At 67.0% G+C, this 21417-nt stretch carries 18 protein-coding genes; 11 read left to right on the forward strand and 7 right to left on the reverse strand.

What is annotated here, in order from left to right; genetic code table 11:
* Positions 1–308 precede the first annotated feature (308 nt).
* The 3 genes from QE393_RS16375 (at position 309) to QE393_RS16385 (ending at position 2772) form a co-directional block, all read left to right on the forward strand.
* A complete protein-coding gene (locus QE393_RS16375; protein ID WP_273809016.1) occupies positions 309–896 on the forward strand; it encodes a TIGR00730 family Rossman fold protein in 588 nt (195 codons plus the stop codon).
* Positions 897–993: 97 nt separating this feature from the next.
* Positions 994–1851 (forward strand): SDR family oxidoreductase, encoded by an 858-nt coding sequence (locus tag QE393_RS16380; RefSeq protein WP_273809015.1) that lies wholly within the window; start codon positions 994–996, stop codon positions 1849–1851.
* Positions 1852–1914: 63 nt separating this feature from the next.
* Positions 1915–2772 carry a glucose 1-dehydrogenase gene (locus QE393_RS16385; RefSeq protein ID WP_273809014.1) on the forward strand — a complete coding sequence of 286 codons (858 nt, stop codon included), beginning with the start codon at positions 1915–1917 and terminating at the stop codon, positions 2770–2772.
* A 683-nt stretch (positions 2773–3455) separates the two neighbouring features.
* Here the strand turns inward: QE393_RS16385 and QE393_RS16390 are convergent.
* Both QE393_RS16390 and quiC read right to left on the reverse strand, forming a co-directional pair.
* Positions 3456–4112 carry a TetR family transcriptional regulator gene (locus QE393_RS16390; RefSeq protein ID WP_310044698.1) on the reverse strand — a complete coding sequence of 219 codons (657 nt, stop codon included), beginning with the start codon at positions 4110–4112 and terminating at the stop codon, positions 3456–3458.
* Positions 4113–4166: 54 nt separating this feature from the next.
* Complete coding sequence (quiC, locus tag QE393_RS16395; protein ID WP_310044699.1) at positions 4167–6068, reverse strand: 3-dehydroshikimate dehydratase QuiC; 1902 nt, start codon at positions 6066–6068, stop codon at positions 4167–4169.
* Positions 6069–6516: 448 nt separating this feature from the next.
* Here quiC and QE393_RS16400 point away from each other — a divergent pair, with 448 nt between their 5' ends.
* The 5 genes from QE393_RS16400 to QE393_RS16420 all read left to right on the forward strand — a co-directional run bounded on the left by QE393_RS16400 (position 6517) and on the right by QE393_RS16420 (position 13414).
* Positions 6517–7914, forward strand: a complete 1398-nt coding sequence (locus QE393_RS16400; RefSeq protein ID WP_310044700.1) for an MFS transporter — start codon at positions 6517–6519, stop codon at positions 7912–7914.
* A 252-nt stretch (positions 7915–8166) separates the two neighbouring features.
* Positions 8167–9432 (forward strand): OprD family porin, encoded by a 1266-nt coding sequence (locus tag QE393_RS16405; protein WP_310044701.1) that lies wholly within the window; start codon positions 8167–8169, stop codon positions 9430–9432.
* 95 nt (positions 9433–9527) lie between these two features.
* Positions 9528–10592 (forward strand): PA0069 family radical SAM protein, encoded by a 1065-nt coding sequence (locus tag QE393_RS16410; RefSeq protein ID WP_310044703.1) that lies wholly within the window; start codon positions 9528–9530, stop codon positions 10590–10592.
* Positions 10593–10772: 180 nt separating this feature from the next.
* Positions 10773–12590 (forward strand): S9 family peptidase, encoded by a 1818-nt coding sequence (locus tag QE393_RS16415; protein ID WP_310044705.1) that lies wholly within the window; start codon positions 10773–10775, stop codon positions 12588–12590.
* Positions 12591–12676: 86 nt separating this feature from the next.
* Positions 12677–13414, forward strand: coding sequence for a DUF502 domain-containing protein (locus tag QE393_RS16420; protein WP_273809008.1), 738 nt, complete (start codon positions 12677–12679; stop codon positions 13412–13414).
* Positions 13415–13580: 166 nt separating this feature from the next.
* Here QE393_RS16420 and QE393_RS16425 read toward each other — a convergent pair whose 3' ends face one another.
* A complete protein-coding gene (locus tag QE393_RS16425) occupies positions 13581–14378 on the reverse strand; it encodes an SDR family oxidoreductase (protein WP_310044707.1) in 798 nt (265 codons plus the stop codon).
* Between the two features lie 153 nt (positions 14379–14531).
* Between QE393_RS16425 and QE393_RS16430 the strand changes: the two genes are divergently transcribed.
* Together QE393_RS16430 and QE393_RS16435 are read left to right on the forward strand one after the other, a co-directional pair.
* Positions 14532–14975, forward strand: coding sequence for a DUF393 domain-containing protein (locus QE393_RS16430; protein ID WP_310044708.1), 444 nt, complete (start codon positions 14532–14534; stop codon positions 14973–14975).
* Positions 14976–15104: 129 nt separating this feature from the next.
* Positions 15105–16370 carry an Hsp70 family protein gene (locus QE393_RS16435; RefSeq protein WP_310044709.1) on the forward strand — a complete coding sequence of 422 codons (1266 nt, stop codon included), beginning with the start codon at positions 15105–15107 and terminating at the stop codon, positions 16368–16370.
* Positions 16371–16415: 45 nt separating this feature from the next.
* On the opposite strand, the gene QE393_RS16440 is transcribed toward QE393_RS16435, so the two are convergent.
* The 4 genes from QE393_RS16440 to QE393_RS16455 all read right to left on the reverse strand — a co-directional run bounded on the left by QE393_RS16440 (position 16416) and on the right by QE393_RS16455 (position 20385).
* A complete protein-coding gene (locus QE393_RS16440) occupies positions 16416–16994 on the reverse strand; it encodes a DUF308 domain-containing protein (RefSeq protein ID WP_273809004.1) in 579 nt (192 codons plus the stop codon).
* Between the two features lie 197 nt (positions 16995–17191).
* Positions 17192–18022: an oxidoreductase gene (locus QE393_RS16445; RefSeq protein ID WP_273809003.1), complete on the reverse strand. Its 831-nt coding sequence runs from the start codon at positions 18020–18022 to the stop codon at positions 17192–17194.
* A gap of 31 nt (positions 18023–18053) precedes the next feature.
* Entirely contained in the window at positions 18054–19478 is a 1425-nt protein-coding gene (locus QE393_RS16450) for an MFS transporter (protein WP_310044712.1), read from the reverse strand.
* A 160-nt stretch (positions 19479–19638) separates the two neighbouring features.
* Positions 19639–20385 carry an SDR family NAD(P)-dependent oxidoreductase gene (locus tag QE393_RS16455; RefSeq protein WP_273809001.1) on the reverse strand — a complete coding sequence of 249 codons (747 nt, stop codon included), beginning with the start codon at positions 20383–20385 and terminating at the stop codon, positions 19639–19641.
* Positions 20386–20536: 151 nt separating this feature from the next.
* On the opposite strand from QE393_RS16455, the gene QE393_RS16460 reads away from it, so the two are divergent.
* On the forward strand, positions 20537–21394 hold the full coding sequence (locus tag QE393_RS16460) for a LysR family transcriptional regulator (protein ID WP_273809000.1): 858 nt from the start codon (positions 20537–20539) through the stop codon (positions 21392–21394).
* Positions 21395–21417 lie beyond the last annotated feature (23 nt).

Genomic DNA, 21417 nt, shown 5'->3' on the forward strand with positions numbered 1-21417 from the left:
TCGCCAGTCAGACCGATGCGAGGGTGGCGGGTTCCAGCGGCCGTGGCAAGGGAACGGCTTCGCTCTATCGCCTCCATCGAAACCTTTGCCAGGTCGCCGGGCCTTACCTCTGGGTACTATCCCTCCATCATCCGCCAGCCAAGGACGCCCGCCATGACCCTTACCGCCCTGCTGCACGAGTTGTTCGCCAACTATGCCCAGGCCGCCAGCGGCAATGCGCCGGAAGCGGCTTTCCTCGCGCGATGAGGGTGCTTTGCTCCGGCGGAGCGGGCGGCTAGGCTAGGCGCTTTGCCTGCCTAGGAGTCCCCATGTCGCTGAAAACCGTCTGTGTCTTCTGTGGCGCCAAGCCCGGTGCCTCGCCTGTCTTCGCCGAAGCCGCCGCGCACCTGGGGCGTACCCTCGCCGAGCGCGGGCTCACCCTGGTCTATGGAGGCGGCAAGGTCGGCCTGATGGGGGTGGTCGCCGATGCCGCCCTGGCGGCTGGTGGCGAAGTCATCGGCATCATTCCCCAGAGTCTCAAGACCGCCGAGCTGGGTCATACGGGCTGCACCCGCCTGGAAGTGGTCGACGGCATGCATGCGCGCAAGGCGCGGATGGCGGAACTGGCCGATGCCTTCATCGCCCTCCCCGGCGGCCTGGGCACCCTGGAGGAACTCTTCGAGGTCTGGACCTGGGGTCAGCTCGGCTATCACGCCAAGCCCATGGGCCTCCTGGAGGTCGACGGCTTCTATGCCCAGTTGGAGGGCTTCCTCGATCACCTGGTCGCCCAGGGCTTCGTCGCCGCACCGCACCGCGCCATGCTGCAGGTGGAAGCTTCACCAACGGCCCTGCTAGACGCCCTCGCCGCCTGGCAACCCACGGTGCCGCCGCGCTGGGCCGAATCGGCACCCCGCTAGCGCCGGTACACCGCCCGTCCCGGATCTCGAACCCTCGCCGCTTGTGGCCTGTCGGTACTGACAGGCCCGCAAAAGTTACCGCGACGAGGATTCTCCCATGACCGATTTCCCCAAAGCCCCGATGCCAGAACAGCAGCAGGCCGTTCCCGGCCTGCAATCGCGCATGAATCCGGTACCGGATTGCGGCGAGCAAAGCTACAAGGGTTCTGGCCGTCTGGCCGGCAAGAAGGCGCTGATCACCGGTGGCGACAGCGGCATCGGCCGCGCCGTGGCCATCGCCTTCGCCCGTGAGGGCGCCGATGTCGCCATCAGCTACCTGAACGAGCACGAAGACGCCGAGGACACCGCCCGCCTGGTGCGTGAAGCTGGCCGCGAGGCGCTGCTGCTGCCGGGTTGCCTGTCCAAGCGCGAGCAGTGCCTGGCAGTGGTGGACAAGACCGTGGCCGCCTTCGGCCGTATCGATGTGCTGGTCAACAACGCCGCCTTCCAGATGACTCACGAGACCCTCGAAGAGATTCCCGACGACGAGTGGGTCTACACCTTCGATGTAAACATCACCGCCATGTTTCGCATCACCCAGGCCGCGATAAAGCACATGGGCCAGGGTGGCTCCATCATCAACACCACCTCGGTTAACTCGGACATGCCGCGACCGACGCTGCTGGCCTATGCCACCACCAAGGGCGCCATCGCCAACTTCACCGCCGGCCTGGCTCAGTTGCTCGGCGAGAAGGGCATCCGCGCCAACAGCGTGGCCCCTGGCCCCGTCTGGACTCCGCTGATCCCGGCCACCATGCCGCCGGAGCAGGTCAAGGAGTTCGGTGGCAACACCCCGCTCGGTCGCCCTGGCCAGCCGGTGGAACTGGCGCCGGTCTACGTGATGCTGGCGTCGGACGAATCCAGCTACACCTCGGGCGCGCGCATCGCCGTCACCGGCGGCAAGCCGATTCTCTGACCCGCCCCGCACCCCGGCACAGGCCGGGGTCGCCCCTTCTGTTTCCGCCTTCGGAGCCCTCTCGTGAGCGACCATCCCAAACCCCCGCTGAAACCCCAACCCCAGACCTTTCCCGGCTCCGAAGCACGCATGGAGCCCCAGCCCGACAGCGGCGCCGCGAGCTACCGCGGCTCGGGTCGTCTGGCGGGCAAGAAGACCCTGATCACCGGTGCCGACAGCGGCATCGGTCGCGCCGTGGCCATCGCCTTCGCCCGTGAGGGCGCCGATGTCGCCATCGCCTACTTGGACGAGCACGAGGATGCGCAGGAGACCGCCCGCCTGGTCACCGAAGCCGGGCGCCAGGCCGTGCTGCTGCCGGGCGATCTGGCCGAGCGCCAGACCTGCCTGGACGTGGTGCAGAAGACCGTCGAGGCCTTTGGTCGCATCGACGTGCTGGTCAACAACGCCGCCTTCCAACAGGTGCGCGACAGCCTCGACGAGATCCCTGACGAGGAATGGGTACATACCTTCAACGTGAACATCCATGGGATGTTCCGCATTACCCAGGCGGCGCTGAAGCACATGCCACGCGGCGGCTCCATCATCAACACCGCCTCGATCAATGCCGACATCGCTCCGCCGACCCTGCTGGCCTATTCGGCCACCAAGGGCGCCATCGCCAACTTCACCGCGGGTCTGGCGCAGCTGCTGGGCGACAAGGGCATCCGCGCCAACAGCGTGGCTCCCGGCCCGATCTGGACACCGCTGATCGTCAGCACCATGAAGCCGGATGAACCGGAGCAATTCGGTAGCAGCACGCCGCTGGGTCGTCCCGGCCAGCCGGCGGAACTCGCGCCGGCCTATGTGCTGCTGGCATCCGATGAGGCGAGCTACATCTCCGGCGCCATGCTGCCGGTGACGGGCGGGATGCCGGTGCTCTGAGGGTTCTGACTGGGGTGCCGGGGTTTGCCCTCACCCCGGCCCTCTCCCCGAGGGAGAGGGGGTAGGCCCGTAGGCTGGGTTGAGCGTAGCGAAGCCCAACGCGGGGACATGCAGCAGCGCTGGGCTTCGACGATGAAGCCGTCTCAACCCAACCTACGCCGTTTTCTAACCTATGAAGCAGGGTTTGCCCTCACCCCAGCCCTCTCCCCGAGGGAGAGGAGGTAGGTCCGTAGGCTGGATTGAGCGCAGCGAAGCCCAACGCGGGGACATCCAGCAGCGTTGGGCTTCGACGATGAAGCCATCTCAACCCAACCTACGCCGTTTTCTAACCTATGAAGCGGGGTTAGGTGCGAGGGGTTGGCAGATCCGTAGGTTGGGTTGAGCGCAGCGAAGCCCAACGTGGGGACATCCAGCAGCGTTGGGCTTCGACGATGAAGCCGTCTCAACCCAACCTGCGCCGTTTTCTAACCTACGAAGCGGGGTGAGGTGCGAGGAGTTGGCAGATCCGTAGGTTGGGTTGAGCGCAGCTAAGCCCAACACTGGACATCCAGCAGCGTTGGGCTTCGACGATGGGGCCGTCTCAACCCAACCTGCGCGGTTTGCCGCCCTGCGAATCCATGCCGGCGACTGGACGCATCGGTCAAACGCTCCCTCTCCCCCTGGGAGAGGGTCGCCCGGAGGTCCTACGGCTGCAGGTAGCGCACCATCGCATCGCCGATCATGGTCTTGTGCCGACGCAGCACGGCCGGCTCCTCCATGTCGATGTCGTGGATGTGGCCAAAGGTGTGCCGGTTGGAGACGCGGTAGAAGCAGAACGAGCACATCAGCAGGTGCACATCCACCGCGTCCAGCCCGCTGCGGATCTCGCCGCTGGCTTCGCCGCGCGCCAGGATGCGGCGCAGGGCCTCCAGCGCCGAGGAGTTGAGGCTGGAAATGGTCGCGGACTGCGCCAGGTGGCGACCGCGGTGGATGTTCTCGATGCTCACCACGCGGATGAAGTCATCGTGGCTGCGATGGTGCTCGAAGAGGAATTCCGCCAGGGTGCGGATCGCCTCCAGCGGCGGCAGGCGGTCCAGTGGCAATTCGGCCTCGTTGCCGCGCACGTCGCTGTAGAGCTTTTCCAGCACCGTCAGGTAGAGCTGCTCCTTGCTGCCGAAGTAGTAGTAGATCATCCGCTTGGAGGTATGGGTGCGCTCGGCGATGGCGTCCACCCGCGCCCCGCTCAGCCCCAGGTCGGCGAACTCGGCCACGGCGGCGGCGAGGATGGCCTGGCGGGTCTTCTCGGGATTGTTCTTGCGCGGGGTACGGAGCGTGGGCGCGAGCGCCGGGGTGTCCTGCATCGGGCTGACTCTTGTCGGAGGAGAGGCGCGGGCACCCGCAGGTGCCCGCCTGGCTCAGAATTCCAGGGGTGCCGGGCGACCCTGGCGGGCCTGCAGCATGGCCGCCAGGCGGACCGGGCTGTTGGCCGCGCCGTAGCCACTGTAATCCTTGCGCTGGAGGATCTCGAAGAAGAATCGGTCGGCGAAGGACTCGGTGTAGACGTGAAACAGCTCGCCACCCTGGGCGTCACGGTCGTAGAGGACGTTGTAGTAGGCCAGCCGACTGAGGAAGTCATCGTCGAAATCGAAGCGCGCCCCCAGGTCGTCGTAGTAGTTCATCGGGATCTCCAGCAGGGGCACCCCGGCGGCCTTGGCCTGCTCCACGGCCAGGAAGATGTCCTGGCAGGCGAAGGCGATGTGATGCACTCCCGAGCCGCGATAGCTGGACAGCGCCCGGGCGATGGCGGTGTTGCGATTCTCCGAGATGTTCAGCGCCAAGCGCACGCTGCTCTCGCGATTCTTCAGCGCGCGACTCTTGACCAGGCCATAGGGGTCCGGGACCACCACCTCGTCGTCGGCGCTGAAGTCGAACAGGCTCTTGTAGAACAGCACCCAGCTGTCCAGGGCATCGGCCGGCAGGGCGATGGCCACGTGATCGACATGGGTCAGCCCGAGGCCCCCGCTGGCACCGGCGCTGACATCGAAGTCAGTGTCGTAGAGACTGCGGCCGTCCACACCGCGATCGGCGAGATAGATCAGGCTGCCGTCTGGTGCCCGTACCGCCGGGATCTCCCGCTCGTTGGGGCCGACCAGGCCGCGATAGGGCTGCGCCCGGTACTGCTGGGCGCGTTCCAGGGCGGCCTGGCTGTCCGGCACGCGCAGGGCCATGGCGCACAGCGAGGGGCCGTGGGCCTCGAAGAAGTTGTGGCCGAAGGAATAGGGTTCGGCGTTGAGCACCAGGTTGATCTCGCCCTGGCGCAGCAGGGTGACGTTCTTCGAGCGATGGCGCCCGGCCTGGGCGAAGCCCAGCTTGCCCAGCCAGCGCGCCAGTTCGGCGCCATGGCCGTCGTCCACGGCGAATTCGAGGAATTCGGTGCCTTCCAGACGCGGCGCCTCGGGCGGGGCGAACAGCGGCGCCGCCACCGGGGTCTCCTCGCGCTGCAGCCGCGCGGCGGTCTGCTCCTCCAGGTATAGCAGGGATCTCAGGCCATCGGCGGCGGTGGCGCGGGTCTGGGCGGCGCGGAAACCGTCGTTGAAGATCTCCAGCGACAGCGGCCCCTGGTAGCCGGTCTGCAGGATGGGCGCGAGGAAACCGGCCAGGTCGAATTCGCCCTGCCCCGGGAAGCAGCGGAAATGCCGACTCCACTCCAGCACGTCCATCTGCAGCAGCGGCGCATCGGCCATCTGCACGAAAAAGATCTTGTCCCCCGGGATCTGCGCGATGGCCGCCGGATCGCCACCGATGGACAGGGTGTGGAAGCTGTCGAGCAGCACGCCGAGATTGGGATGATCGACCGCCTTCACCAGGCGCCAGACCTGCTGCCAGGTGTTGACGTGGCGGCCCCAGGCCAGGGCCTCGTAGCCGATGCGCAGTTCGCGCGGCGCGGCGCGCTCGGCCAGCAGCTGCAGGTCGTCGGCGATCAGGCGCTCGTCGCCGAGGCTGTCGGCGGCGGTGTTGCTGCACACCAGGATGAGATCGGTGCCCAGCTCCTGCATGAGGTCGAACTTGCGCTCGGCGCGGTCGAGATTGCGCTGCAGACGCTCGCGGCGATTGCCCTCGAAGTCGCGGAACGGCTGGAACAGGGTAATGGCCAGCCCCAGGTCCTGGGCGCGCTGGCGGATCTCGCGCGGACTGGCCCCGGAATACAGCAGGTCGTTCTCGAAGATCTCCACACCGTCGAAGCCCGCCGCGGCGATGGCCTCGAGCTTTTCGGTCAGGGTGCCGCTGATGGATACGGTCGCGATGGAACGCTGCATGCCGGTGCTCCTGTGTTGGACGGCCACGCTGCCGGACATGGCGGGCGGGGTGGCGCGGATTCGTCGGGTCTGGCACCGATTATTCGTGGCACCGCGGGGCCCAACAATGGATTATGTACGAACCGGTTAGTTTCTGTTCGCTGATCGAACATTTGGTCGTCCGGCGAATTGACCAGGCGCGGCAGCGCCTCGCACTATGGATCGCAGAGCCCAGCGCTCGTCGCTTCCGCCGCGTCGACCATAACAAGACAAACAAGAGTGTGCGTCCATGCCTCAGCTATCCACGTTATCCTGCGTCCCCCGTCGCGTCTGCAGTCCCACCGCGCTCAGTCGGCGACGGCCAGGCTAGCTCCTCTCGTCCTTTCCATCTTCGGCTCCCGCGGCCCGAGCGAGTTCGTGCGCGGCGCTGAAACCCTCCTGGCCTGACAATAAAATTCCGGAGACAACCATGGCCACTACCGCCTCCCCCACCCCTGGCTCCCAAGCCAAGAAAGCCACCGCGAGCGGCTGGATCGGCTCGGCGCTGGAATACTATGACTTCTTCATCTACGCCCAGGCGGCGGCGCTGATCTTTCCGCAGATCTTCTTCCCCTCCAGCGATCCCAAGATGGCCATCGTCGCCTCCCTCGCCACCTATGGCGTGGGCTATCTGGCGCGACCGGTCGGCGCCTTCGTGCTCGGTCACTGGGGCGATACCCGCGGCCGCAAGAACGTCCTGCTGCTGTGCATGTTCCTCATGGGCATCGCCACCATGGCCGTGGGCCTGCTGCCCACCTATCACCAGATCGGCATCCTCGCGCCCATCCTGCTGGTGGTGCTGCGCCTGATCCAGGGCTTCGCCGTGGCCGGCGAGATCTCCGGGGCCAGTTCCATGGTGCTCGAACACGCGCCCTTCGGCCGACGTGGCTACTATGCGAGCTTTACCCTGCAGGGGGTGCAGGCCGGCCAGGTGATGGCCGCCGCGGTGTTCCTGCCACTGGCCTACTTCATGCCCGCAGATGCCTTCAACAGCTGGGGCTGGCGCATCCCCTTCCTGCTCAGCGCCTTCGTCCTCCTGGCCGGATTCATCATCCGCCGGGAAGTCCATGAGACGCCCGCCTTCGTCAAGGAAGAAGCCAAGACCGGCACCGCCACCGTGGCCAGACGCTCGCCCATCGGCGAAGCCCTGACCACCAGCTGGAAGGCCATGGTCCTGGTCGCGCTGATGGCGCTGATGAACGTCATCCCGGTGGTGGCCACCATCTTCGGCGCCGCCTACGCGGTGCAGCCGGCCTACGGCATCGGCTTTGACAAGAGCGTCTACCTGTGGATACCGGTGGTGGGCAACATCGTCGCCGTGCTGGTGATCCCCTTCGTCGGCAACCTCTCCGACCGCATCGGTCGCCGGCCGACCATGATCGGTGGCGCCCTGGGTTCGGGTCTGCTGGCCTTCGGTTACCTCTATGCCATCAGCATCCACAACCTGCCGCTGGCCTTCCTCATGTCGCTGCTGACGTGGGGCGTGGTCTACCAGGGCTACAACGCGGTCTTCCCCAGCTTCTACCCGGAGCAGTTCCAGACCCGCTACCGCGTCTCGGCCATGGCCATCGCCCAGAACATCGGCACCATGCTCACCGCCCTGCTGCCGGCACTGTTCGCCCTGGTCGCCCCGCCCGGCACCGACAACATCTGGCTGGTGGTCGGTGGCCTGGCCTTCGGCGTGACCTGCCTGTCGGCCCTGGCGGCCTACCTGTCGCCGGAAACCTACCGGGTACCCATGAGCGACCTGGGCAAGCCGGGCGCCGTGCAGATGGACAAGCACGCCTACGACACGGCCCGCCAGGACAGCCTCAAGGCCAGCGTCTGACCCCTCGCGAGCCCTCGCCTGGCGAGGGCTCCGTCCTGCTACCTTGGTAGTCTTGCCGCAAGACATACGTTGTCATATAACTACTTGGCCGAACGCCTCGGCCGCTGCTTTCCGATAATTCAAATAAGAAAGGAATCCCTCATGTCGCCTGCACCCTCCTAGCCGTACCTCGCGCCACCGCCCTACCCGCCCTCGTCAGATGCCGCCCCCGCGCCGGCAGGGCACCCCTTACCTACAAGAACAAGGAACACCATGAGCACTCGACTCGCTTCCGGCCGGCTCGCCCGTGCCTGCGCCGCCTTCGCCGCCCTCGCCAGCACCACGCCGCTGTGGGCCGCGGACGGCTTCATCGAAGGCACCAAGGCCACGCTCAACCTGCGCAACTTCTACTTCAATCGCAACTTCGTCGATCCGGCCTACACCGCGCAGAACAAGGCCGAGGAATGGACCCAGAGCTTCATCTTCGGCCTGACCTCCGGCTACACCCAGGGACCGGTGGGCTTCGGCGTCGATGCCCTGGGGCTCTATTCGGTCAAGCTCGACGGTGGCGCCGGCACCTACGGCACCCAGCTGCTGCCGACCCATGCCGGCAACGAACCGGCCAAGGATTTCGGCCGCCTGGCGGTGGCCGCCAAGGCCAAGGTGTCCAAGACCGATATCAAGGTCGGCGAGTGGTTCGCCGTGCTGCCGATCCTCAGATCCGACGACGGTCGCTCGCTGCCGCAGACCTTCCAGGGCGCGCAGATCCACTCCACCGAGATCCAGAACCTGGAACTCTGGGGCGGCCAGATGCGGCAGAACAGCCCGCGCAACGACGCCAGCATGGAAGACATGTTCATGCAGGGCCGCGCCAATGCCACCTCCGACCGCTTCAACTTCGTCGGCGGCGAATACAAGTTCAACGAGAAGCGCACCCAGATCGGCCTCTGGTACGCCCAGCTCGAAGACATCTACAACCAGAAGTTCATCAACCTGATCCACTACCAGCCGGTGGGCAGCTGGACCCTGGGCGCCAACCTCGGCTACTTCATCGGCGACGATGATGGCTCGGCCCGCGCCGGTGCCCTGGACAACCGCACCGCCTATGCGCTGCTCTCGGCCAAGCAGGGCGGCGGCACCTTCTATGTCGGCCTGCAGCGCGTCAGCGGCGACAGCGCCTGGATGAGGGTCAACGGCACCAGCGGCGGCACCCTGGCCAACGACAGCTACAACTCCAGCTACGACAACGCCCGGGAGCGCTCCTGGCAGGTGCGCTACGACCACAACTTCGCCGCCTTCGGCGTGCCGGGCCTGACCCTGATGAACCGCTACCTCAGCGGCGACAACGTGCACACCGGCAGCATCACCGACGGCAAGGAGTGGGGTCGCGAATCCGAGGTGCAATACGAGGTGCAGAGCGGGCCGCTGAAGAAGCTGCTGATCCGCTGGCGCAACTCCAGCATGAGACGCGACTACAGTGCCAGCGGCTCCTTCGACGAGAACCGCATCATCCTCAACTACCCGATCTCGGTGTTGTAGGAAACGCGGGTGCGGCTGTTGGGGTGGCAGCCGCACCCTTGCCCGGATCGACCAGACCTTATACTGTATAAAAATACAGACATCGAGGTCTGCTCATGACCCAGCCCCAACGCCCGCCACGGGGGCGTGGCACCGCCAGCAATCCGCACAATCGCTTTGCCGCGACCCGCAGCGAGGCCGAGCACGACGGCTGGTACGAGGAAGCTACCCCGCTGACCTTCACCACCAGCGTGCGCCAGGAAACGGCCAAGACGGTGATCAGCCGCAACCAGTCGCCGGACGTCGGCTTCGATCGCTCGGTGAATCCCTATCGCGGCTGCGAGCATGGCTGCATCTACTGTTTCGCCCGCCCCTCCCATGCCTACTGGGACCTCTCGCCCGGTATCGACTTCGAGACCCAGCTGATCGCCAAGACCAATCTGGCCGAGCGGCTGGAGGCGGAGCTGAGCAAGCGGGGCTATCAGCCGCAGCCCATCGCCCTGGGCATCAATACCGACGGCTACCAGCCTATCGAGCGGCAGTACCAGCTGACCCGTCAGGCGCTGGAGATCCTGCTGCGCTATCGCCACCCGGTGACGATCATCACCAAGAGCGCGCTGATCCTGCGCGACCTGGATCTCTTCGTGCAGCTCGCCGAGCGCAATCTGGTGCGCGTCGCCTTCAGCCTGACCACGCTGGACGATGACCTCAAGCGCATCCTCGAACCGCGCACCGCGGCGCCCCAGGCCCGGCTGCGCGCCATGCGCACCCTGCACGAGCACGGCGTGCCGGTGAGTGCCCTGATGGCGCCGATGATTCCCATGATCAACGACCATGAACTGGAAGCCCTGCTGGAGGCGGCCCGCGACCACGGCGCCCGCTCGGCCGGCTATACGCTGTTGCGGCTGCCACTGGAAATCGTCGAGTTGTTCGAGGAATGGCTGCAGACGCACTTCCCCGACCGCGCCGCCCATGTGATGAGCCTGATCCGCCAGTCGCGCGGCGGGAAGAACTACGACAGTCGCTTCGGCATCCGCATGAAGGGCGAAGGCCAGTTCGCCGACCTGCTGGCCCAGCGCTTTCGCCTGGCACGCCGCCGCTTCGGCCTGGAGCGCCGCGAGGGCGAGGGCCTGGATTGCAGCCAGTTCGCCCCGCCGGGGGAGCAGCTGGGGCTGTTCTAGCACCGGCGCCGAACGGACTGCCCCCTCACCCCAACCCTCCCCCACAGGGAGAGGGGCAAAAGCAACGCAGCCCCCGCAGTTTGGGTTGAGCGTAGCGAAGCCCAACAGCGTGGCATCCCTCACCCAGTCCTCCGCACCCAGCTGCTAGGCTAGACGGCTGTGCACACCTCTGGAGTCGCCATGACCGCCCCTATCCCGCTCACGCCAGCCCAGGCCGTTGCCGCCGGTATCGATTTCACCGAACTCAAGGTCGATGCCAGCGGCCTCTACTGGAGTCAGTACGATCCCGCCGACGGCGCCACCCGGCTGTGGGTACGCGAGGCCGGCGCCGCGCCGCGTTGTCTCACGCCGGCGGGCTTCAGCCTGCGCAGCAAGGTCTACGAATACGGCGGCGGCGCCCTTTGCCTGGGTGACCAGGGACCGCTGTTCGTCAACGAAGCCGACCAGGCGGTCTATCGCCAGCCGCTAGAGGGCGGCGCGCCCGAATGGCTGGCCGGTGGCGAGGCCTGGCGCTATGGCGATCTGCACTGGGATGGCGTCCGGCAGCAGGTGCTGGCGGTCGAGGAGGATCGCCGCGAGCAGCCGCCGCGGCATCGCCTGGTCGCCCTGCGTGCGGGCGGCGCGCGCCAGGTGCTGGCCGAAGGCGCGGACTTCTACGCCGCACCACGCACCAGCGCCGACGGCCGCCGCCTGGCCTGGATCGAGTGGGACCGGCCCCACCAGCCCTGGACCCGCACCCGGCTGCTGACGGCGCCGCTGGATACCACAGGACGCCTCGGTGCGCCCGCCGTCGTGTCGGCCGATCCCGAGGAGTCGCTGCAACAACCGCAGTTCGACAGCGAGCAACGGCTCTGGGCGCTGAGCGATCGCCAGGGCTGGTGGCAGCCCTGGTGCGAGTCCGCGGCGGGCTTCGCCCCCCAGGAGGCACCCGCGGCGGATCATGCGGCGGCGCCCTGGCAACTGGGCGGTAGCAGCTGGCTGCCGACCGCGGAAGGCTGGCTGGCAACCTGGCAGGAAGATGGCTTCGGCCTGCTCGGCGAGCACCGGACGAATGGCGAGACCCGCCGCCTGGCCGCGGACTTCAGCCGCTTCCGTGGCTTGGCGCTGGACGACAGTCACTGCTACTGCATCGCCGCGTCCCCCACACGCCCCTCGGCGGTGCTGGCCATCGACCGCCGGAGCGGCGCGGTGGAGATCGTCACCGGCGGCGTCGCGCCCTTCGGCGACAGCGCCATCGTCGCGCCCCGGTCGCTGAGCTATCCCAGCGGCGACAGCCAGGCCCGGGGCTTTCTCTATCTGCCGGAACGGCACGGCGAGGGGCCGCCGCCCCTGCTGGTCAGCATCCATGGCGGTCCCACCTCCTGCACCTATCCGGTGTTCGATGCCCGCATCCAGTTCTGGGTGCGCCAGGGCTTCGCCGTGGCCGATCTCAACTATCGCGGCAGCAGCGGCCACGGTCGGGCCTACCGCCAGGCGCTGCACCTGCGCTGGGGCGAGGTGGACGTCGAGGATGCCTGCGCGGTGGTCGACTACCTGGGCGCCCAGGGCCTGGTGGACCCGGCGCGGGCCTTTATCCGCGGCGGCAGCGCGGGCGGCTACACGGTGCTCTGCGCCCTGGCCTTCCGCGACGTCTTCCGCGCCGGCGCCAGCCTCTATGGCGTCAGCGATCCCCTGGCGCTGGCCAAGGCTACTCACAAGTTCGAGGCCGACTACCTGGACTGGCTGATCGGCGATCCCGAGGCCGATCGTGCGCGCTACGAGGCGCGGACGCCGCTGCTGCATGCCGACGGTATCCAGGCGCCGGTGATCTTCCTGCAGGGCCTCAAGGATGCCGTGGTGGTCCCGGCGCAGACCGATGCCATGGCCGCGGCGCTGGAAGCGCGCGGCATACCGGTGGTGGTCAGGCGTTATCCCGATGAAGGCCATGGCTTTCGCCGGGCGGACAACCAGGCGGATGCCCTGGAACAGGAAGCCGCCTTCTATCGCCGCTGGCTGTGAGGAGGGCGCGCCCAGAAAGTCGGCCCGCGCCGACGCCGAGCGCGCCTGGCCCGTATAGAATGGCGCTTTAGCCGTCGAGTTCTTGCATGCCCTTCGTTCGTCGCGGTATCGAAAGCATCGTGTCCACCTGGCTGGCCGGTCTACTGCTGCTCCTGCCGCTGGTGCTGACCCTGGCGCTGATCGGCTGGATCGTCAGTTTCCTCAATGGCCTGATCGGACCCAACACCACCCTGGGCCGCCTGTTCGTGGCGGTCGGTCATCCCTTCGTCGGCAATTCCCTGGCGGCCTATGGCCTCGGTACCCTGCTGCTGCTGGTGCTGCTCTATCCGCTGGGCCTGGCGGTCAAGCTGGGACTGCGCCGGCCACTGGGCTGGTTCGCCGACCTGACCTTTCGCCGCATTCCGGTGGTGGGCAAGCTCTATGGCCTGGCCGAGCGCTTCGTCGAGTTGCTCGACCGCAAGGAAGGTGGGGCGGACATCCGCGCCATGAGTCCGGTGTGGTGCTTCTTCGGGGGCAAGGGTGTGGCGGTGCTGGCGCTACTGCCCAATCCGGCGGTGATCGACATCGAGGGTCGCCACTATCACGCCGTGCTGGTGCCCTCGGCGCCGGTACCCGTGGGTGGCGGGCTGCTCTATGTGCCGGTGGACTGGGTGAAACCGGCGGACATGGGCATCGACATGTTCACCAGCATCTATGTCTCCATGGGCATCACCCTGCCGCCGGTGGTCAAGGATCGCCAGGTGGAATTCATTCCCCTGGAAGAAGCCGTGCGCCGCCAGCAGGAAAACGGGACGGCCGAGGAGCCGCCCCGCCAGCCTCGATAAGGCTTTGCTAAAAAGTCGCCGAGCGAAGGTCAGGCAAGGCAAAAACCAGCGAGGAAGCGGACCGGGCTCGCGAACGAGTTTACAAATAGTAAATGAGCATTCCGATCGGACTGGCGATCCAGCTGGTTTTTAACGCAGCATCACCGAGCGCAGGCACTTTTTAACCTTAGTTCTGCACCGCCTGGACCGAGCCCCCATCCACGCGCAGGTTGCTGCCGTTGATGAAGGAAGCACGCTCGGACACCAGCAGGGCGATGGCCGCGGCCACCTCTTCCACCGTGCCGCGGCGCTTCTGCACGATGCCGGGCCGCTCTTCGTCGAGGAAGCTTTCGATGGCTTCCTCGAAGGAGACGCCCTTTTCCTTGGCGCGCTTTTCCATCATGCCGTCGGTCATGCCGGTCTCGATGAAGGCCGGCGACACGGTATTGCACAGCACGCCGTGGGCCGCTTCCTTGTACGACAGGTTCTTGATGAAGGCGGCCAGGGCCGCCTTGGCCACGTTGTAGACGGCCTCTTCCCAATAGGGCTGGACGGCGTTTTCCGAGGTGATGCAGACGAAGCGGCCCCAGCCGCGCTTGCGCATGCGCGGAATGGCGGCGCGGCCGACGCGCACGGCGGAAAAGAAGTCGGTGGCCCAGGCTTCCTCGTAGTCGGCATCGGCCAGTTCCAGGGGATCGCCCTTGGCGCCGGTGACACCGGCGGTGTGCACCACGATGTCGATCTGGCCGAAGCGGGCTTCGCCCTGCTCCACCAGTTGGTCCACCGCGGCCTGGTCGGTCATGTCGGCGGCGATCAGCAGCGTATCGTCCGGCAGGCCCTTGGCCGCCTCTTCCAGCTTGCCCTGCTCCAGGTCGGAAAGCACCAGCTTGACGCCCTCCTCGGCCAGCAGCTTCGCCGTGGCCAGACCCATGCCACCGCTGGCACCCGTGATGAGGGCGACGCGCCCCTTGATTCCCAGATCCATACCGACCTCGCTATCAGATTGCTTACCATGCCGTGATCCGGCGTCTCTGATTCCGACTCGCCACGAGAGGCCGTTGCGCTTACCGTTCGGCGGAAAGCGCAACGGCCGCCCTGCCTGCCGGTCCAGATAGGCAAGACCCCTGGGAAGATCACGATGCACGCACCTCGCCTGCCCCTGACCCTCTTTCACGACGGCGCCTGTCCGCTGTGCGCCCGCGAGATCGCCTGGCTGCGCCGCCATGCCGACCCCAGCCAGCTGCAGCTGGTGGACCTGGCCGCGCCGGACTACCCCACGCAGGCGCCGGTCGATGCCCCGCCGCGCCAGGCCATGCTCGACCTGCTGCACGCCCGGGATGCCGACGGCCGCTGGTTCAAGGGCCTGGACGCCACTTACTGGAGCTGGCGCACCGCCGGCCTCGGCAACTGGGCGCGGCCGCTGGCCTGGCGGCCGTTGCGCCCCGTTCTGGAGCTGGGCTATCGGCTCTTCCTGAAGCTGCGCCCAGGCCTGACCTGGCTGCCGCATCCAGAGGGCAGTCGGCGTTGCCAGGATGAGGTCTGCACACTGGAAGAGCCGCGCGACCGCTCGCGCAAGGGCTGACACCTCCGCTCGCCTGCCATCGCTTCAGGCCTGCAGCGGCGCGGGTCGATCCTGCTGGCATCCGGCCAGGGTTCGCCTGCACGCGCGTCTCGGCTAAACTGCGCGGCTGCTCGCGTTACGGATCCTGACATGTCTGCTGCTCTACCCGCCCGCGCCCTGGGCCTCGACTTCGGTACCTCCAACTCCACCGCCGGCTGGCTCAGGCCCTCGGGCGAGGTCCTGCTGGCCCTCGAAGAAGGCAAGGCCACCCTGCCCTCGGTGATCTTCTTCAACGCCGAGGAGCGCCGCCCGGCCTATGGCCGCCAGGCGCTGCACGAATACCTGGAAGGCTACGAGGGGCGCCTGCTGCGCTCGCTCAAGAGCCTGCTCGGCTCCAATCTGCTCAAGGGCGAGACCAGCATCCTCGGCAGCGCCCTGCCCTTCACCGAGGTACTCGGCCTCTTCCTCGGCACCCTCAAGCAGCGCGCCGAACAGCAGGCCGATCGCTCCTTCGACGCCGTGGTGCTGGGCCGTCCGGTGCATTTCGTCGATGACGACCCGGTCGCCGACCAGGAGGCCGAGAACACCCTGGCCGCGGTGGCGCGCCAAATGGGCTTCAGCGACATCTCCTTCCAGTTCGAACCCCTTGCCGCCGCCTTCGACTACGAGCGCAGCATCGAGCGCGAAGAGCTGGTGCTGATCGTCGACATCGGCGGCGGTACCTCGGACTTCTCCCTGGTGCGCCTGGCGCCGGAGCGCCGCAACCTGGCCGACCGCGCCGGTGACATCCTCGCCACTGGCGGCGTGCACGTCGGCGGTACCGACTTCGACCGCCAGTTGAGTCTGGAAGGGGTGATGCCGCTGCTGGGCTACGGCAGCGCCATGAAGAGTGGCGCCACCATGCCCACCAGCCACTACATCAACCTGGCGACCTGGCACACCATCAACGCCGTCTACGCCAAGAAGAGCGTGCTGGGCCTGCGCGACATGAGATACGACGCCCAGGACACCCGCTGCATGGATCGGCTGTTCAAGCTGATCGAACAGCGCGCCGGCCACTGGCTGGCGATCCAGGTGGAAGACGCCAAGATCGCCCTGACCGACGACTGGCGCCGCACCCTGCGCCTGGATCGCATCGAGACCGGCCTGGCCGCGGATCTGGAGCGACCGCTGTTCGACGCCGCCATCGCCCTGCAACTGGAACGCCTGAGCCGCGGCGTGGACGACCTGCTGGCCCGCGCCGACCTCGATCCCGCACGGGTCGACAGCCTGTTCTTCACCGGCGGCTCCAGCGGCATCCCGGCGCTGCGCCAGGCCCTGGCCAGACGCTTCCCCGGCGCCCGCCTGGTGGACGGTGACCGCTTCGGCAACATCGGCAACGGCCTGGCCATCGAGGCGTTCAAGCGCTACGGCTGAGTCCTTCGCCACCGGGTCGGCGCCTACCAGGGCGTCGGCTCCACCTCAGGCTCGCTTGCCGGCCGCGCTCCGCCGCCATTTCGCTACCGCCAGCCAAGCCGCCGAGACCAGGAAGTAGCAGGCACCGAAAGCCACATAGGGCGTCACGCTGGAAACATCCAGCGGGACTCCGTCATTCGCCTGCTTCACGAAGAAGCCACCCGCCAGGGCGGATTGAGCGCCACTCAGGATCATCGCCCACTGGCCAGCGGACGTTCGCCAGCGCCGTACCGCCACGACCAGCTGGAAAAGCCCAGCGGCCAAGGCCCAGACCCCGAACACCCCGATCGCGGCGCCTAGGCCGAACGTCAATGCCAGCCCTATCGCCACGGCGACGCCCAGGCTGACGACGGCGTTGAGCCGTTGCGCAGCGTTGTGCCGCAGTCCGCCGCTTTGGCGGGCATCGAGGACGTTCGCCAGGGCATCCCAGGCCGGGTAGAGGACGAGCAACAGCGGCCCCACCCACCCCTGCTCGTGGCCGATGGCGAGCGCCAGCGCGATCCACAGCAGCGAAACCGCAGCCCTGATGAAATAGTAGCGTTGCAGCCAGTGGCCGGCAGTCGAATCCGGGAAGGTATGACTCATGGAGCACTCCAGCGGTGTTCATGTACGGAACGGCAAGGACGCTTGCCGAGAACGGAATCCACTCACCAGGCAAAACGACCCTGGCATCTCACTGCGCTGAGCGTGCCGCTCAAGCGGGTCGGGCATAGGGATCGAGATGATCCGCGAGGCGGGTGGAAGGGCCGGGGCCACGGGCACCGCAGCCCCGCCAGGATCGATCAGTCGAAGTCGGTATGCAGGGCGATATCGCGCCAGGCCGCCATGTCAGCGCGCAGCGCCTGCGACTTGCGTTCCGCGATGTCGTAGGCGACCGGTCCGAGCGGCAGATGCAAGGGCGGCTCGGTCGCCATGACGGCCTGCACTATCACCGCGGCAGCCTTGCGCGGATCTCCCGCCTGCTTGCCGTGATTGCTGTCCCGGTAGGCGCGCCGTCGCCCCGCGGTGTCGGCATAGGCCGGGATCACCCGCGCCGCCATGGCGATGGAGCGTCCGAGAAAGTCGGTGCGAAACGGCCCGGGCTCGACGATGGTCACGCGGATTCCGAAGGGTGCCACTTCCCTGGCCAGCGACTCGGAAAATCCCTCGACCGCGAACTTGCTCGCGCTGTAGTAGCCGGAGCCCGGTCCTCCCGAGAGCCCTGCCCCGGATGACAGGTTGACGATCCGGCCGCCGCCGCGCCGACGCAGGACAGGCAACGCCAGGCGGGTCGTTTCGATCAGACCGAACACATTCACGTCGAACACCGGCCGGTATTCGCTGGGCTCGGCCTCCTCCACGGCGCCGATGAAGCCTATCCCGGCGTTGTTCACCAGGACATCCAGACCACCGAACTCCCGCTCTGCACAGGCAATCGCGGCAGCCACCGAGGCAGGGTCGGTGACATCCAGCTGCACGACCCTCAGGTTCTCCGGAAATTGCCGGGCCAGGGGTTGCAGTACGGCAGGATCGCGAGCCGTTGCCACGACTCTGTCGCCACGCGCAGCGGCCGTTGCGGCGATATGGCCGCCAAGACCGCTCGAGCAGCCGGTAATAAGCCAGGTCTTTCTCATGCTGTTCTCCTCGCGCCGTGAAAGGCGCTGTTCACTCTGCGTCACAGGCCCCGCGTGCGGCGGTCGTCGGGGCGCTAGGCCAGCTCAAGACGGCTGCTAGCGCCAAGGCACCGCCCATCGTCAGGGCGGCAACGGCAAAGGCGACCTGTACCTCTCTTGCGCCAGCGCCATCGGGGGCGAGGGCGAAAAACAGGCCGCCGATGAGCGCTACCGCCAGGGCGGCGCTGATCTGCAAGGTGGCATTCATCAAGCCGGCGGCGAGTCCGGCCAGGCTCGGTGCCACCTGATCCGCGTTCACTCTCACCAGGGCCGGAAGCGCTATGCCCTGCCCCAGGCCGATCAACAGCAGCGGCACCGGCAGCCAGGTGGGCAAGCCCGCCAGCGCGGCCGCCAACAGCAGGCCCAGGACCTCCAGGGCCATGCCAAAGGCGGCGGTGCGCGCACCCAGTCGTTGGGCAAGATGCGGACTGCACAGGGGCCCGCAGAGGAAGCCGATCCCCAGGGGCAGAATCGCCCAACCCGCAGCCAGGGCTCCGTGACCCAGACCGGCCTGCTGGTAGACGGCGAAGATGAGAAAGAAAGGCGCCAGGGCATAGAACAGGAAGGTCGCCAGGAGGGTGCGTCTGAGCCGGGAGGCGGTGAGCAAGGAAGGCAGGACCAAGGGCGTCTCGCCGGCCGCTTCCTTGCGTTGCTCGTAGCGCCAGAAGGTGATCAGCAACCCGCCACTGACGAGGAGCAGGGGGAGCGACCACCAGGGCCAGTGCAGTCGTGGCCCCTCGACCAGGGGTACCACCAGCGCCAGCAGCCCAGCCGCGAGCAGGCCGGCGCCCATGACATCCAGCCGGCCCGGTTGCCGGGCCCGGCTCTCGCGCAGCACGACCAGCGCGGTCGGCAGGGCGCAGAGAATGACCGGAAGATTGATGAGGAAGATGCTGCGCCAGCCCAATCCGAAGGGATTGGCCTCTATCAGCACCCCACCCAAGAGCTGGCCCAGCACGGCGGCGAGTCCGAAGGTCGCGCCGTACAGGCCGAGCGCCCGATTCTTCTCTTCCGCAGGGAAGGTCGCATGGATCAGGGCCATGGACTGCGGCGCCATGATGGCAGCCGTTACGCCCTGCAACAGTCGTCCGGCAATCAGCATGGCTGGCGTCGGCGCGACCCCGCATAGCGCGGAGGCGATACCGAAGCCCAGCATGCCGCCGAGGTAGACACGCTTGCGGCCGAACATGTCACCCAGACGACCGCCCAGGATCAGGGTGACCGCATAAGCCGTCGCATAGACGGAGACCACCAGTTGCGCCAGATCCGAGGTGGTCGCGAAGTCGCGACGGATCACCGGCAGCGCCACATTGACGATGAAGAAGTCGAGCGGTGGCAGTAGCGTACCGATCAGCAGCACGCCCAGCGCGAACCAGCGACGGCTGTCGGGCTGGACCATGGGAAGGGATGAGTTCATGAACGTTTACCGTCAATCGGGCTGCATCCTGATCCGCGCAGGCGTTGCCGGCCCGCGACCTGTAGGTGCAGCGATTTCTCGAAATTCGCGGCTATCGCTGGCAGGGGCGTCAGCAAGCGGCGACAGCGATCGGCGCGCGCGGCGAAGGCAAGCGCCTGGCCTAGCGCATGCCGCCGGAGCCGAAGATGAATTCGCCGCTCACCCAGCGGGCCTCGTCGGACGCCAGAAAGGCGACGATGGGGGCGATATCCCGTACCTGGCCGATACGGCCGAGCGGGGTGCGGGCCTCGTTCCAGGCCTGGAATTCCGCGCCCAGGGCGCCGGCGGTCCGGGTGCCCTCGGTTTCGATGAGTCCAGGACTGACGGCATTCACGCGGATACCACGAGGGCCCAGCTCGCGGGCGAGCACCCCCGTGATCGCATCGAGCGCGCCCTTGGTGCCGCTGTAGACGGCGCTTTCCGCCGGCAGGACGCTGGTGACATTCGAGCTGATGTTGATGATGCTGCTGCCGGCGCCCAGATAGGGACTGGCGGCGCCTATGAGCTGCAAGGGTCCGAGCACATTGACGTCGAATTGCAGCCGATACAGGTCCACCGTGGTGTCTTCGATCCTGGCGAACTGATAGACGCCGGCATTGTTCACCAGGATATCCAGGCGACCGAAGTGTTCGAGGGCCGCTTTCACCAGGGCGTCCATGTCGGCCCGCTGGCGGACATCGGCGCGTAGCGCGATCGCCGTACCCCCTGCTGTCTCGATGTCGGCGAGGACGGCGTCCGCCCCGTCCTGGCCGGACGCATAGCTGATGACGACCTTGGCGCCATCCGCCGCCAGTTGCCGGGCAATACCCGCGCCGATGCCCTTGGAGGCGCCCGTTACAATCGCAACCCTATCCAGCAATCTGCTCATAGCCGCTCACCTACATGGAGCCAGTGCGAACATCCCTGGCTGAATCCAAAGTCTCTGAAGTAGACGTGAGCCGCCATGGTCTCCCTTACGATATTGTTTGGGGACTGCCTTTCCTGCATATTGAATGTTCATTTTTGAACGCAGGTTCGCCATGGAATGGAGCGATGTACGGATCTTTCTGGCCGTTGCCCGCGGCGGATCCTATGGCTCGGCCGCGCGAGCCTTGGGAATCAGCCACCCGACGGTAGGTCGCCGGATCAAAACGCTCGAGGATGAAGCCGGACAGGCGCTGCTACGGCGCACACGCGAGGGCCTGATCCTGACGAATTCGGGAGATGCCGTATTCGCCCTGGCCGAGTCCATGGAAGCCTCCGCCCTGGCCATGGAGCGGCGTCTGGCAGGTAACCACCAGCGCCTGGAGGGCATCCTGCGGATCTCTTCGGCGGACTGGTTTGCCGGCTATGTCCTGGCGCCGGTCCTGGCCGACCTCACCCGGCGGCACCCTGCCGTGGTACCCGAGGTCATTGCCAGCTATCGACTGCTGGATCTCTCGCGCCGCGATGCGGACGTGGCCTTTCGCCTGGTGCCCTTCGGCGAACCGGATATCGTGCAGCGCCGTTTCCTGAGGATGCCCTATGGCCTCTATGGCGCCGCCGAGACGGCGCTGGCGGTGCAGGAGGATACGGCGGCGGTCGGGCTGATCCTCATGAACAGCGCGCAAGCGCACTTTCCCGATGTCGCCTGGTTGCTCGACCGGCTGCCGGGAGCGCAACGCGCCTTCACCAGTACCAGTCGAACCGTTCAGGCGCAGATGTGCCGACGGGGACTGGGGGTTGCCGTGCTGCCCCGCCCGCTCGGCGATGCGACGGCAGGACTGCAGCTCATCGAGCGCTTCGGCAGCCCTCCGTCGCGGGATATCTGGGTGGGCTATCACCAGGACCTGCGCCACATGGACAGGCTGCGGGCGCTGCTGGATATCGCCGAAGAGGTATTGGGGCCGGCGCACTAGGCGTGCGGGCGGGGCAGCCGGTT

The organism is Pseudomonas sp. SORGH_AS_0211 (assembly GCF_031453455.1).
GTDB classification, from domain to species: Bacteria; Pseudomonadota; Gammaproteobacteria; order Pseudomonadales; family Pseudomonadaceae; genus Chryseomonas; species Chryseomonas aestiva.